The organism is Myxacorys sp., from assembly GCF_059501405.1.
On sequence record NZ_JCACCM010000121.1, the window covers coordinates 145,258 to 157,593 of the forward strand.

The window sequence follows — 12,336 nt, forward strand, 5'->3', positions numbered from 1 at the left end:
GTATGTAGAGATTGACACCTAAAGCGAATAGAGATAGAAATACATGTCGAATAACGGCTTAACGCTTCAAGAGTTAAGTGATAATATACGTCAGAGAATGACGGGTGATTTTGAGGCAACTAAAAAAGCGTTTGAGAAAATATACAAGAAAAGTGGTGTAGGGGACAACCTAGACATAATCAGAAAAAATCTAGAAAATCAAATCAAGCCAGTTACAGATGTAGTCAACGATCAAAAGGTAAAGGAATTTGTTCAAAAACCAGACAGTTTCTTTAAGAAGTGGATTATCGAACCGATTACTAAAACGTTTGATAATTTGATTCTAAAACCAGTTGCAAAGTCGATCGATGAAATCGCCTTCAAACCACTGTCCAGGACGTTAAACGACGGGTTTAGAGCAGCAGATCGCGTGTTATCCGGTTGGCTTCGTCCCATCAACAAAGCTGTTGATTCTGCGGGGCAATACTTACGCAAAATTGTAGGGGATTTGAGAGGCTTAGAGCGTACCGCTTCTCGAACGTTGGGCAGTGTCGCAGACACCTCTAGAAGTGTTGGCAAAATGGCAGAGGATGTCATCCCAGCCGTTCGTGTTTTGGGCAAAATTTCAGGAACGCTTCTGAAGGTGCTACCGATCATCGGCCTGGTGTTCGATATGCTTTCAGCGAACGAGATATTTAAGACGATTGAGGCCCAAAAGACGCAGCTTATAGCCTTGAATCAGCAGGGGAGAGACAGCAAAGCGGCCTATGATTTGATGAAAATTCAGAATGATAGACTCGCCGTTCTAGCACGCGAGCAAACCGCAATTAAAGAAACGTTACGATGATTCAACTACACAGAATTAGATTTGAGACTAGATCGCATTGAAGGGCAGCTCCGCAATCTCGGATCTGGTAGCCAGAATGGGCAGAAAGTAGACCTTTCTCCCTTAGACGGCAAGCTAGGGGTGATTCAAAGCCAACTTGATAAGCTCAGCACTTCAAGCGGTCAGAAGGTCGATCTAAGCCCAATTCAGGGGCAATTGACCGACCTTAAAGCATCTGTGGCTCGAATCCCTACGACGGCTGGGAAAGTTGATTTAAGGCCAATTCAGGGGCAATTGACCAACCTTAAGAGTTCCATTGCCAAGCTTCCCACCAGTGCCACGGGTCAGAAAGTAGATCTCTCCCCAATTCAAAGCCAACTGACCGACCTTAAGAGTTCTATTTCCAGACTTCCAACCGGTGCGCCAAAGGTAGACCTCTCCCCAATTCAGAGCCAACTGACCGACCTTAAAGCCTCGATCGCTTGAATTCCAACCACTCAGGCGGTCATTCCCAAACCTGACTTTTCATCTGTACTGCAAGCGATCAGCGCTGTCTCAACCCTACTACAGCCATTGGCAGGCATTCCGCCGACGCTCGCGAGGATTGCGACTAGAGGGTGTTATGAACTTTGAGCTGACAGCTCAACAAACTGTCTGAGCATCAGAAGCGCAAAGGCGACGAGATGAAAACCGACCAAAGTTTCTCCTAATCGCTCATAGTCTCTTGCCAGTCGCCTGAACCGCCCAGCTCAAGCAAAACTGCGCTCCACGACCCAGCGACGCGGCAGCAGCACAAATCCCTTCTTCGCTTCTGGCAGTTTCACCACTTGCAGTTGAATGCCCTGCGCCGTTGCATCTTGTGCTGCTTGTTCACCCGTATAACCCTGGTCTACAAAGGCTATTTCTACATTCTCGCCAGTGATGTCTTGCACCTGTTGCGCTAATTCTTGCACTTGAGCACGATCCTGCTCATTAGCGGGGGTGACCACTAGCCCTAACAGATACCCCAGTGTATCCACAGCAATATGAACCTTACTCCCTTTTTTACGTTTCCCGCCATCATATCCAGCCCGTCCTCCACTTTCAGGCGTCGATTGTAAGGTGCGACTATCGAGGATTACCGCAGTGGGCTGTTCACTTCGCCCTTCGGCAAGCCGCAACAACACTCTTAGGTCGTCCACGATTGCCTCACGCCTGCTCTCTACCAACGTTGCGCTTGCTGATACACGGCTGCCCAGGGCGGCAGGTCATGCGGCATGAGCCGCCATGCACTCCCGGAACGAGTGATCCAGCGCAGTCCGTTGAATACTTCGCACAAGCTGTGTTCTCGTTGCGGGGCGTCTTCGGTCATTAAGGTCAGATAGGGAGCGACAAATGCCCATTCCTCATCACTCACATCCGTCGGGTATGCTTTCCTTTCCATCCTCCCACTCTAGCGCATCCTAAAAGTGCATAACACTCTCTAGTGAGTATGGTTGCACTTGATCGAGAATAAAATAAACATACTAAATTAGTATATAAATACGCCTCACTAGACTGGAAAATGCTATAGATAGCGGAGAAGATCGGTTGCATCCACTATAAAATTCGCTACCAGCTAACGCTGTTGCTTACAAGAATGAGTTATCTTTTTCTTAATTTTGATAGTATTTTCAACGTGATATTTCCAATACTGAAAGAGTAAATTGCTCAACCATAAATGAACATAGCGTTACTATTTCAACGATTAGCTGAAGGTATCAACATCGAGAATACGATTAGCGCTTTATATCATCCCGAAGTGATCGCAGCGCTAATCGATTTAGAATGGCAAAACCCATCCCGTGCCAATGCATTCAACATTAGTCCTGACACGGTTGAGGCCGCAATCATCCAACGACTGGAATTACTTCAATCAGTCTATTTTGAATTTGTTCAGCTTTGTGAACATCTCAAACTGTCACCGCTTCCAATTGAGTCTCTTTGGAGCGTATGGCTTCCGTTGAGTCTTCAAATTGGCGATTGGCGATTCGCACAACACGCAACTCTGCTGGAACCCCAGCAATCTCGCCCACTAATTCAAGGATTTTTAGGAGGTCAAGGCGTTGGCAAAACCACTCTTACAAAACTACTGACGCTAATTCTGCGTCACCTCGGTCATCAAACCATCAGTTTTTCACTCGATGATTTATATTTGCCTTACCGCGATCGCCTCCAACTCCAGCAGCACGATCCGCGCCTGATTCGTCGAGGACCGCCCGGAACCCATGATATTGAATTAGGGTTGCGCGTTCTACAACAGCTTCGGCAAAACCAGTTTCCGGTTGCGATTCCTCAGTTTGATAAGTCAGCGTTTAATGGAGCAGGCGATCGCACAGCGCCAATCCTTGTAACAGAAGCAGATATCGTCTTGTTTGAAGGCTGGTTTGTGGGTGTGCCACCAATTGATCCAAGTTCGTTTGAGGCTGCACCCGCGCCAATTGTGACAGCACGCGATCGCCAATTTGCGCGTGATATGAATGAACAATTACGTGACTACTTACCGTTGTGGAATCTTTTAGACCGTCTGATTGTTCTTTATTCTCCAAACTATCAGTTAAGTAAACAGTGGCGCAAACACGCTGAACACAAGATGATCAATCAAGGCAAGGCTGGCATGATCGACTCTGAAATTGATGATTTTGTCGAGTATTTCTGGAAAGCATTGCATCCCCAACTGTTTCTTCAACCTTTGTTGAGAGATTCAGATCGCGTCAGCCTCATCCTTGAAATCAATCCCGATCATCAGCCAGGAGCGATCTACACTCCCTCGTTCAACAATTCTCTACGTTGTAAGTGAGGGCATGACCTAAATTCCGCATCATAAACCCTGTTAATCTGATGAGAAGCAGATCTATCAATAGAAGTAATGAATTATCTTGTAGCGGTATTAAGCGATCGCATCAAAGCCGAAGAAGCTTACTCCACCCTAGAGCGCGAAGGACTGCCTACCGATAAGATTGCCATCTTAGGCAAAGGCTATAAAAGCGTCGACGAATTTGGCTTGATTGATCCGAACGAGCAAGTTCTAAAGCAGGTGAAGCTCATGGCAAGTTGGCTCATTCCCTTTGGCTTTATAGGAGGAGCCAGCTTCAACGCAATTACTGGACTCGATACCTTTGCTTGGGCAGGAGAAACCGGGAGTCTTGCGATCGCAGGTCTTTTGGGAGCCGTGTCAGGGGCGTTAGGTGGCGTGTTAGTGGGCGGTGGCACCGGGCTAATTATAGGCAGCAGCGATGCTTTGCCCTACCGCAATCGACTGAATGCTGGAAAATATCTAGTGGTTGTAAGCGGCACCGAATCGTTAACTCGCAAAGCAAATAAAATTTTGCAGCAGTATGACATTGAGAACATTCAAAGTTATTCAGACACAAGTGATGGATAACTTGAGGGTAGAGAGCCATGAATTGACGCCTATTGAAAAATACGCGAGCATTCAAAGCTTGATTAAAGTCAAAGCTTGGTTCTAAAGGAACTGCTGCAATACATCGGTGCAATTTTATAGTGCAATTTAATCTAATAAACCTTCTGGTGCAGCAAGCCACACAGCGACTTGAACACTTGCTCTAAATCGTGTGTCAAGCGCTTAGCGCTCTGCTTTGGATTCTCCGAACTATAGTTCGCTACAGGAATTGGAGGATGAACGCGAATTTTAACGGCAGAACGCCATGGAACCAGAGGCTTGCTGTACTGGATATCGATCGGCACAATTTGAACGCCTAGGTTGGGCTGACTAGCTTCTGCTTGTAAAGCTAGACGGGCAAGACCCGGTTTAAGAGGTTTGCACTCTCGGAATATATTTCCTTCTGGGAAAATAACGAGCGCTTCGCCTTGTTGAAGTAAGGTTAGGCTATGGCGAAGCGTCGCGATCGTAGGACGCTGCGTATCAACGGGAAATCCCCCTAGCCGGCGAATAAACCATCCTTGCAGACCTTTCATTTCGTCGGCTGTTACCATAAACCGCAAGGTTCGCCCCGTTACGTCTTGCCCAGCGGCATAGGGGACCATAAATGCATCCCAGCGCGATCGATGAGTCGGAGCTAAGATCACAGGTCCTGTCCGTGGAACATTCTCTCGCCCTGACACCTCAATGCGTCGAAAATAGAGAGGAAGTAACAGATAACGCGCTAATGGGTATGCCAAAGCCGTAAGCCACGGAGAACCATTTGAACCAACTGATTCTACTTCGGGCTTACCTTGAGCAGGCTCTACAGAGTGAGTAGGCTCTGCGGAGTGAATAGGTGTCTCCACGGAAGTTTGAAAGGATTGGGGGCTAGTCGCATTGCCATTGCGCTTAGAAGAATGCAGCAACATTATGGGGTCGATCGAGATCATGGTCGCAATAGGAAACAACAAAAAGCTTCGTATGGCGGGCGGTAAGATACCCTATGTGTCATACCGTACTGGGTTTCCACAGGTCGCGCTTCTACTTGGGGACACTTCTAAGTCTGGCTATTGGGTCTATCTTCGGAGAGACTTCGGAGAGATTCTGACGTTAGTTTCGTTAAAGAAAAGTAGCTAAAAGTGTTGACAGTCACAGTTTCATCAGCTACATTGATAAATGTCGAGCAAACGGTGCTGGTCTTCAAGCCCCCATCGTCTAGAGGCCTAGGACACCTCCCTTTCACGGAGGCGACGGGGATTCGAATTCCCCTGGGGGTATATCAAAAAGCAAGGCTAGAAGCGAGAGTAGAATCTCATTTCTAGCCTTCTTTTTATTGGGTTTTTGAAGTATCTACAGACGGTGGAAATGGGCGATCGCTTCGATTAATCGCCGCGTCATAGGCCGTCTGAAACACATCCAAATTCAGCCATCGGTGATAAATCTCTTCATGCACCTGGTAGCTGTGGCCCATCATCTTGGCTACGAGTTTGTAATCCATGCCGTAGGTTAGTGTGGCTCGAATGGCATAGGAGTGTCGCAGGTCGTAGAGATGGAACGGTAGCCCAAACCCACGAAAGTAACTGGTAGCTGAATGGCCCACGTCGATATTGGGCCGGTTGAGCTTAATTCGGGGGAGCTGCACATCCCAGAGCCGAAACTCTGTAAACCATTCGGGATGAAAGGCCCAAACCGAACGCGAACCCGTCTTCGTGTTGTCCCCCACAAAGACGATTGGATTCCCCCGCTGAATTTCCTCTAGGTTGAGCCTAAACACTTCATGCGGACGCAGGCCGTAGGTTGCAATCATGCCGTAAACCCACTTCCATCCTAGATTCGTCAGTTGACTATAGTTTTCTGCGATCGCAGTGTCAGAGGGCAGATCACGCGGCTGCACTGCTTTGGGTGAGTACTTGCCAGCATAGGGGGATGGGTCGTACTGGATGCCTGCGAACCGGGCGATCGCACCTGTGACCATACAGCAGCGCTTGCGAGTTTTGGTATTGACCGGAGTATCAATCACCGTTTGATGCAGCAGCGCTGCCGTTAACGTTGCTTGCGCGGGTAAACGATTCAGAATCTTCTGATACTCAGTCTTCCAAGTCGTTTCGCTGCTACCACGCTGTAGATAGTCCTCACGGAATTTATCGATCCACTCTTGGCAGCTAGTCATGATGGGCTTTCTCCAGCACGCTGACATCTTTGAGGTAGAAGACACTCGTTCTACCTGTCTTCTGATGCCTGACTCTGACGCGATCGGTCTTGATCTCCAGCACCTTACTGGGTTCGATTAACTCGAAGAACAGTGGCTCACTCAAGGTGTTGATTTCAACAAAGCTCTTATCCTTGACTTCACGGTAGGGCAGTTTATCACTTTTATACCGGAACCACGTAGCCGTACTGGTAGCAATTACTATGTCGCCAACGTTAACTTCTGTTAAGTCATTGTCAATAACAGGGGGGTCGATCAGTAGTCGATCAGTAGGTCGATCAGTAGGTCGATCAGTAGCTACGATCCTTTTATCTACTCCGTTGGTTGCCTCTTGAATCGTGCTACTGATCGACTGATCGGCCAAATTCGCAATTCCTGATAGTGAAAAATTCGCGTTTTGGTCGATCAGTCGATCAGTAGAGGCTGAAACGTCCATTTGGCCTCCGTTGGAGCTACTGATCGCGTACTGATCGCGTACTGATCGACCCTTATCCGCGATCGTTATAGGTCCACAGTGATAGAGCATTGCGCGGCTGTGTGCCTTTGGACACCGCAGTACTAAACCTTTAGCCCACATCTCCTTGAGAACCTTGCGAACGGTGTTCTTATTTAGTTGCAGGTAGTGGGCGATCTCTTCTGCCTCAAACCCAACTCCGAAATTCCCGTCTTCGTTCAGCCACAACTCAATCCGCTTCTCGGTGTGAGCGGTTTCTTCGTTCTCTTCTCCTTCTTGACCGACGTAGGCAAAGGTGAAGGTTTCCTCATCGAATTGGAACTTATAGCGCCCTGGCGGCCGTCCCATGCGGGTTTTCTGCACTCGAATGATGCGTTCCCCGCTCTGCTCATCGGTCACACCCATGCCCCAAACTTCTGAGGCGGAGTTGTAGAGGGCTTTGGTTCCGCGTGATTGCCCGTCGGAGTTGGAGTGGTGAACCACGGCAAAGGTGCAGCCGTAGCGATCTCCTAAGTCGTTTAGTTGCAGCATGAAACGAGCGTATTCCGTGTCATTCTCGCTGATTAGGGTATTGCGATTGATGGCCGTGACTGAATCGATCATGCAGAATCTCACCGGGTCGCCAGTGTCCTGGTATTGCTTCAGATAGGCTTCTAGTCGCGGCATGTTCTCGACTTGCCAGCCGGGGACGAGCTGCACGGGATGAGATTTCTCCAGGTCTCGAATTTTGAGGCGTTCCCTAGTGACGATTACCGGCTCATCGGATTGCAGGATTAGGACTCTGCCTTGAGCTACAGGGTAGCCATTCCACGGCTGCCCTTTGACGATGCACTCGATTAGCTCGTAAATCAGTAGGGACTTGCCCGTGCCACCGAGAGCATGGAGTAGGAGAACGATGCCTTTGGGAATCCAGCCATTGATAATCCATTCTTTGACTTGGACACAAAGCTCGTCGAGCTGATCCATATCGTAAGCAACGAATGGAGCTTGGTTGATTAGTGCCTTGTGATAGCTGTTCATCATGGCAGACTGCGGAATCTTGAGCCGCTTGGCGAGCTTGGCAAGTTTGAATTCTCGTAGCCCGGCATCGACGATCGCTTCAATTTCACGAATGCTTTCCACCATCCTCGTGAACTCTCGTTCTTCCAGGTCTACGCCTAAACGGTCTTTCATTAAGACCTCAGCGACCTGCTCCATGACTTCGAGCGGAATGTCGTAGCTTCTGCCGATTTGAGCGAGTTCTTTTCTGGCAAGCTCTGGAGAAGTGAGGTTGAGAGCGGTCGATTCTAAAACTCTGTCCTCAAAGCGAGCACGAGTTGTCGCCTCCAAGTCAGCGAGAGCATCTGACTTGGAAGTATGCTTGGAAAAGTTTGATATCATTGGCTTGACAGTCTGATGTTGGTAGATTCCACGATGTTTTGTTGGTCACATCATGGAAGGGTGTACACGGATGGACATATTCAAAAAAAGGGGGAAGGGTGCTTGCGACACTCTTTCCCCTCTTGTGTTTTTATTCGTCGTCGAGATGAACGGCGATCGCTTTAAGTAATTTGATTCGACCGTTGTATGAGAGGCGATTCACGGAGGCAGCGAGCGCGCTGGGAATCGGTAGATGTCGATCGGTCTCGTCTTGGGCGAGTTCAAAGAGAAGTTTCCATCGCTGACCGTCGCTTAGTTGCTGGAGGTCGGAGCCGTACTCTTCGGTGATCACGTCGAGGATTGCTGAGTCTCTGGCTAGGTTGTGCTTTCGATCTGCATACCGTTCGTCATATTGAGTCTGCATGGTGTTGGTTGTTGGTTGTGTTTCAGTTTCTAGCCACTGAAAGGGGTGAGAATTGAGGCAACAAGGGCAGGAAGGTTCTGGATTGATGGGAGAAAACATCAGTACCGTTTGCTTGACCCCTGCTCACAAAAGCCTCTGACTCCGTGAAACGCCTAGAAATAGGCGGGTTTTGTCCTGTCTACCCATGTTTCACGTCCCTCCGTAAAACGTTTTACGAGTAACTTTCACAAGATAGCGTAAAACGTTTTACGGGTAAATGTTTTTACGATAAGATGCAGGAGGAAGAACGTAAGAGGTCTCCACTGGTGCCACTTCGAGAAAAAGCCGGTCTTACCCAAGAAGCTTTAGCAGAGCGTCTTGGAGTAACTGATCACACTATTCGGAATTGGGAAAAGGGTAGGGCAGAGCCAAGGCTGACGATTAAGCAGACCAAGGCTTTATGCGCTGCCCTCAAATGCACCTTGGACGATTTGCCCGACAGTTTTTGTCCAGAAATGAAGAACGCTGAAACTCAAATGGCATGAGGTTCAGCGTTCGATCACTACTTAATTGTTAAGGAGGTGAGATTGAAAACTTTATAGAGCCGAGCGGAAGCAGACACTTCCCCCGGCAGCGCTCCGTAGTTCTGTTACCACTACAGAGAATTAAATTATGCATCTTCTAATTTCATTTCTAACAAAAGAGCGATCGCACCCTGGTAGCAGTGCGATCGCTCTTTTTCGTTCATTTATCACTAGTAACATCATGCCAAACATTGATAAGCATCGCTCGCCGCCACAGTACCAGTGGCAAACCGCGCGGCCTCATGATTTCCCCACTTACAACCATGCGGGGAAGGACTACCACGTTATCCCTACCGAGGTTTTCAACCGGATGCAAGCCGAGAAGATCGATCGAACCTGGTTAGCCGTTGGTGTTGGTGGACTCCTGATCGCCGGTGTAACGGCAATCATCAGCAGCAAAATCGCGGCCCCCGCTCCTACAGTCGTTGAGAAGCCAATGGTTGTAGAAAGGCAAATCGTAGTACCCACCCAATGTTTAGCGTTCTGTAAATAAGAGGTAATTCAATGAGATTAGGTCAAACGAGAAACGGTACAAGCGGCAAAGTTGGGGGAATGGCTCCTAACGATGTGATGCAGGTTGTAAGCGGTGCTCCGACTCCCTGGAATCCTGGAGACAATAGCGAGATTAGAACCGAGCAAGTAATTTCAAAGCACCAAAACTTCACGACAAAGGAGGTCGATCAACTGCGACTCAAGGCCGCAACTCGTAAGCGGCAATCGAAAACGAATGCTAAAGCCTACACCGCGCTGAAAGCGATCGAGACTGCCGATACTCGCGATCAGGTTGCATTCCGTGGCTATCAAACCGGCGTTGCTCGCGCTGTGGCTGCGAAGAAAGGGGCCGACGTGAACAAAGCGAAAACGCTCGCCGGCCTCACGCCGGTCTATGCCGGCATGGGCTACTCCTTGGGAGCTGCTCAGGATGAAGCGACGGTGAGAGTTCAAGAGCTGAAAGCGCTCCACACCGATGTAGATAAGCGGTGGAGATAACTTCTAGGAGAATTTAATCATGTTTAAGATGGCTAGACTTTTAACCTTTGGCGGTTTGAGTCTAGCCATTAGTTCTTTTTTAGGGCTAATGGCTAGAAATCTCCCCCCACTCAGCATTGGGTTGTGGACTGTGTTTCTATTACTTGCTGCGCTCGTTTTTGTGGCCTACTTCGCCGGCCCCCTATTGGATCGCTATTTCGGATGGGAAGAGGACACCACGCTAGGGATCGCGATCGGTATCGCCGGCACATACATTCTAGGGGGGGCTGTCGGATGGCTAATTTCCTGAAATGGTTGCCTCAAGAAAATTACGGTAAGCAGTGGGCCGTATCGTTTGGCCTCGGGTGCTTCACCTGGTTTTGTGCCGTTTGCTTTGTCGGTTCGCTTCCCCCCGGCTTGCAACTGCTGACGATGTTTATCCCGCTAGTCTGTTTTATTGTGGCCGTAACACTGCTCCCAAAATGGCAAAAGGAAGGCCGGCGAGCTGATTTAGTCGATTCACTGAAAGAGCGGGAATGGAATAGTCAAGTGATGGGCCGGCATCAAGTCAACATGGCGGCGATCGGTGTGGACTATGACCAAGAGTTGAAAGCGCTTGCTGAGCTGTATGCGCCACCCGCACCAACTGAACCGGCGAGCGGTCGTTACGCTGTCCCTCATGCGGGATTGCCCATCGCAGATCAGGCTAATTCTCTGCTCAAAATTCAACAAGAGGTGATGCAGTGCTGTGGGGATGTGGGATGGGCGCTGGTGGAATACATCACAGGAAAAGGTGCTCAATACTGTGAAGGAGAAGGATGGATCTCGGTTGAGAAATTGCGGAGTAATTGGGGTAAACATTTCGGTCTCAACACCGAACATGCGAAGCAATTGCTAATCGCCTTAAGTAACATCCAGTTGGGCGAATGGCGCGATTCTTCCCTCAAGGAGTGGCGTCTTTTACTAACAGTTTGAATCGTCGGTTTCGGCGTTTCGGCGTTTCGGCGTCCAATTCGGCACTCCCTAGGCCGATTGGACGCCGAAGCTCTACGCCGAAGGTTACGCCGAACTGACGCCGAAGGTTACGCCGAAAATTCTGCCTCTCTACCTTTGGTTGTTTCAGCTATCAACATGAATCAACAACAAATGAGTGACCATCTGCCAAAACATTTATATCAACTCAATCAAAAGGTTCTCATTTTTCACAATGACAAACAACCGTGGACGGTGGGAAAAGTTGGCGAGATTGCAAGCCTCATAAATGAGCCTCACCCGTGGGATTATTGCGGTAATGAACCCTACTATTATGTTTTTGTGGATCATTCCGAAGGCTCATCTTCTGGATGCGTTTTAATACAATCAGCACTAAAAGCTGTAGGCCACATTGATCTAACTGTTGAAACTGTTGGAGAAGAATAAGCGAAAGACTCGTGAGCTGCTGCATTAGACCGCAGAATGCCGGAGGAGAAGAGGTTTCAGAATTGGGAAGCATTTGGCGCTGCAATGTAGTTAACAGAACACAAACAATTCACATCAGATTCTTCCGCTAGCAGAGAGATTACCTCCATTCCCAGAGATAGGCTATTGGTTACAGGGTTGCTAGCCCCCGGGTTTCCACTGTCTGCGGCTTAAACTACCAACACTTAACCATCAAAATCTAGGCTAAAATTAGATCATCTGCTGAAAGTTCATGCCTTCGAGCTTTTCACTCTAAAGTATTGCCACTAGGACTAGGCTCTGAATTCCCCTCCTTGTGCCGTTAGTTAACACTATTGGCTTAGGAGACTATTTTGTTGCAGAATTTCGGTCCATCTAAGAATCAACTGCTCGCCGCCTTACCCGACGAGGAATATCAGCGCATTCTGCCACATTTAGAAGCGGTTGATCTCCCTCTAAAGAAAACTCTCTATGATCCTGGTGACAAGATCGACTATGTCTATTTCCCTAACCAAGGGATCATTTCATTAGTCACGATTCTAGAAGACGGAGCGAGTGTTGAAAGTGGAATCATCGGAAAGGAAGGCGTGCTAGGCGTTGGGGTATTTCTAGGCGACCCGATCGCGCAACACCAAATGATGGTTCAATCTCCCGATAGTGGGGCAGGGCTGATTTATTGCAAAAAGGAAAAGAGGCGACAAATATCGTGAGCA

15 protein-coding genes, 1 tRNA gene and 1 pseudogene are annotated in these 12,336 nt (G+C 48.6%); 12 read left to right on the forward strand and 5 right to left on the reverse strand.

Features of this window, described 5'->3' with window-relative positions; translation table 11 throughout:
• The first annotated feature begins 43 nt into the window (after nucleotides 1-43).
• Nucleotides 44-826, forward strand: a complete 783-nt coding sequence (locus AC5I6P_RS16720) for a hypothetical protein (protein ID WP_495694907.1) — start codon at nucleotides 44-46, stop codon at nucleotides 824-826.
• 21 nt (nucleotides 827-847) lie between these two features.
• Nucleotides 848-1,291, forward strand: a complete 444-nt coding sequence (locus AC5I6P_RS16725; RefSeq protein ID WP_495694908.1) for a hypothetical protein — start codon at nucleotides 848-850, stop codon at nucleotides 1,289-1,291.
• 134 nt (nucleotides 1,292-1,425) lie between these two features.
• On the opposite strand, the pseudogene AC5I6P_RS16730 reads toward AC5I6P_RS16725, so the two are convergent.
• Nucleotides 1,426-2,228 (reverse strand): annotated as a pseudogene (locus tag AC5I6P_RS16730) (IS5 family transposase).
• 276 nt (nucleotides 2,229-2,504) lie between these two features.
• On the opposite strand from AC5I6P_RS16730, the gene AC5I6P_RS16735 reads away from it, so the two are divergent.
• Nucleotides 2,505-3,623 (forward strand): glycerate kinase, encoded by a 1,119-nt coding sequence (locus AC5I6P_RS16735; RefSeq protein WP_495694909.1) that lies wholly within the window; start codon nucleotides 2,505-2,507, stop codon nucleotides 3,621-3,623.
• Between the two features lie 69 nt (nucleotides 3,624-3,692).
• Entirely contained in the window at nucleotides 3,693-4,208 is a 516-nt protein-coding gene (locus AC5I6P_RS16740; RefSeq protein ID WP_495694910.1) for a hypothetical protein, read from the forward strand.
• A gap of 131 nt (nucleotides 4,209-4,339) precedes the next feature.
• Here the strand turns inward: AC5I6P_RS16740 and AC5I6P_RS16745 are convergent, their stop codons facing one another.
• Entirely contained in the window at nucleotides 4,340-5,158 is an 819-nt protein-coding gene (locus AC5I6P_RS16745) for a lysophospholipid acyltransferase family protein (RefSeq protein ID WP_495694911.1), read from the reverse strand.
• A gap of 254 nt (nucleotides 5,159-5,412) precedes the next feature.
• Here AC5I6P_RS16745 and AC5I6P_RS16750 point away from each other — a divergent pair.
• Nucleotides 5,413-5,485 (forward strand) — tRNA-Glu (locus AC5I6P_RS16750).
• A gap of 53 nt (nucleotides 5,486-5,538) precedes the next feature.
• Here AC5I6P_RS16750 and AC5I6P_RS16755 read toward each other — a convergent pair.
• The 3 genes from AC5I6P_RS16755 to AC5I6P_RS16765 form a co-directional block, all read right to left on the reverse strand.
• A complete protein-coding gene (locus AC5I6P_RS16755; protein ID WP_495694912.1) occupies nucleotides 5,539-6,378 on the reverse strand; it encodes a site-specific integrase in 840 nt (279 codons plus the stop codon).
• Nucleotides 6,371-8,251 (reverse strand): AAA family ATPase, encoded by a 1,881-nt coding sequence (locus tag AC5I6P_RS16760; RefSeq protein WP_495694913.1) that lies wholly within the window; start codon nucleotides 8,249-8,251, stop codon nucleotides 6,371-6,373. The genes AC5I6P_RS16755 and AC5I6P_RS16760 overlap by 8 nt, the downstream gene beginning before the upstream one ends.
• A 130-nt stretch (nucleotides 8,252-8,381) precedes the next feature.
• Entirely contained in the window at nucleotides 8,382-8,654 is a 273-nt protein-coding gene (locus AC5I6P_RS16765; RefSeq protein ID WP_495694914.1) for a hypothetical protein, read from the reverse strand.
• Between the two features lie 305 nt (nucleotides 8,655-8,959).
• Between AC5I6P_RS16765 and AC5I6P_RS16770 the strand changes: the two genes are divergently transcribed.
• From AC5I6P_RS16770 to AC5I6P_RS16800, 7 genes are all read left to right on the forward strand, one after another.
• A complete protein-coding gene (locus tag AC5I6P_RS16770) occupies nucleotides 8,960-9,178 on the forward strand; it encodes a helix-turn-helix transcriptional regulator (RefSeq protein WP_495694915.1) in 219 nt (72 codons plus the stop codon).
• A 127-nt stretch (nucleotides 9,179-9,305) separates the two neighbouring features.
• A complete protein-coding gene (locus tag AC5I6P_RS16775; RefSeq protein WP_495694916.1) occupies nucleotides 9,306-9,710 on the forward strand; it encodes a hypothetical protein in 405 nt (134 codons plus the stop codon).
• A gap of 11 nt (nucleotides 9,711-9,721) precedes the next feature.
• Nucleotides 9,722-10,207: a hypothetical protein gene (locus tag AC5I6P_RS16780; protein WP_495694917.1), complete on the forward strand. Its 486-nt coding sequence runs from the start codon at nucleotides 9,722-9,724 to the stop codon at nucleotides 10,205-10,207.
• Between the two features lie 28 nt (nucleotides 10,208-10,235).
• On the forward strand, nucleotides 10,236-10,496 hold the full coding sequence (locus tag AC5I6P_RS16785) for a hypothetical protein (RefSeq protein WP_495694918.1): 261 nt from the start codon (nucleotides 10,236-10,238) through the stop codon (nucleotides 10,494-10,496).
• Nucleotides 10,481-11,161 carry a hypothetical protein gene (locus AC5I6P_RS16790; protein ID WP_495694919.1) on the forward strand — a complete coding sequence of 227 codons (681 nt, stop codon included), beginning with the start codon at nucleotides 10,481-10,483 and terminating at the stop codon, nucleotides 11,159-11,161. The genes AC5I6P_RS16785 and AC5I6P_RS16790 overlap by 16 nt, the downstream gene beginning before the upstream one ends.
• Before the next feature lie 156 nt (nucleotides 11,162-11,317).
• Nucleotides 11,318-11,605: a hypothetical protein gene (locus tag AC5I6P_RS16795; RefSeq protein WP_495694920.1), complete on the forward strand. Its 288-nt coding sequence runs from the start codon at nucleotides 11,318-11,320 to the stop codon at nucleotides 11,603-11,605.
• Nucleotides 11,606-11,976: 371 nt separating this feature from the next.
• Nucleotides 11,977-12,333: a Crp/Fnr family transcriptional regulator gene (locus AC5I6P_RS16800; RefSeq protein ID WP_495694921.1), complete on the forward strand. Its 357-nt coding sequence runs from the start codon at nucleotides 11,977-11,979 to the stop codon at nucleotides 12,331-12,333.
• The last annotated feature ends 3 nt before the right edge of the window (nucleotides 12,334-12,336 follow it).

What these genes read in the sequence shown, in the direction of transcription:
- AC5I6P_RS16720 (WP_495694907.1), top strand. Translation starts at nt 44, where the DNA reads ATGTCGAATAACGGCTTAACGCTTCAAGAGTTAAGTGATAATATACGT.
- AC5I6P_RS16735 (WP_495694909.1), top strand. Translation starts at nt 2,505, where the DNA reads ATGAACATAGCGTTACTATTTCAACGATTAGCTGAAGGTATCAACATC.
- AC5I6P_RS16740 (WP_495694910.1), top strand. Translation starts at nt 3,693, where the DNA reads ATGAATTATCTTGTAGCGGTATTAAGCGATCGCATCAAAGCCGAAGAA.
- AC5I6P_RS16745 (WP_495694911.1), bottom strand. Translation starts at nt 5,158, where the DNA reads ATGATCTCGATCGACCCCATAATGTTGCTGCATTCTTCTAAGCGCAAT.
- AC5I6P_RS16755 (WP_495694912.1), bottom strand. Translation starts at nt 6,378, where the DNA reads ATGACTAGCTGCCAAGAGTGGATCGATAAATTCCGTGAGGACTATCTA.
- AC5I6P_RS16760 (WP_495694913.1), bottom strand. Translation starts at nt 8,251, where the DNA reads ATGATATCAAACTTTTCCAAGCATACTTCCAAGTCAGATGCTCTCGCT.
- AC5I6P_RS16765 (WP_495694914.1), bottom strand. Translation starts at nt 8,654, where the DNA reads ATGCAGACTCAATATGACGAACGGTATGCAGATCGAAAGCACAACCTA.
- AC5I6P_RS16775 (WP_495694916.1), top strand. Translation starts at nt 9,306, where the DNA reads ATGCATCTTCTAATTTCATTTCTAACAAAAGAGCGATCGCACCCTGGT.
- AC5I6P_RS16780 (WP_495694917.1), top strand. Translation starts at nt 9,722, where the DNA reads ATGAGATTAGGTCAAACGAGAAACGGTACAAGCGGCAAAGTTGGGGGA.
- AC5I6P_RS16785 (WP_495694918.1), top strand. Translation starts at nt 10,236, where the DNA reads ATGGCTAGACTTTTAACCTTTGGCGGTTTGAGTCTAGCCATTAGTTCT.
- AC5I6P_RS16790 (WP_495694919.1), top strand. Translation starts at nt 10,481, where the DNA reads ATGGCTAATTTCCTGAAATGGTTGCCTCAAGAAAATTACGGTAAGCAG.
- AC5I6P_RS16795 (WP_495694920.1), top strand. Translation starts at nt 11,318, where the DNA reads ATGAATCAACAACAAATGAGTGACCATCTGCCAAAACATTTATATCAA.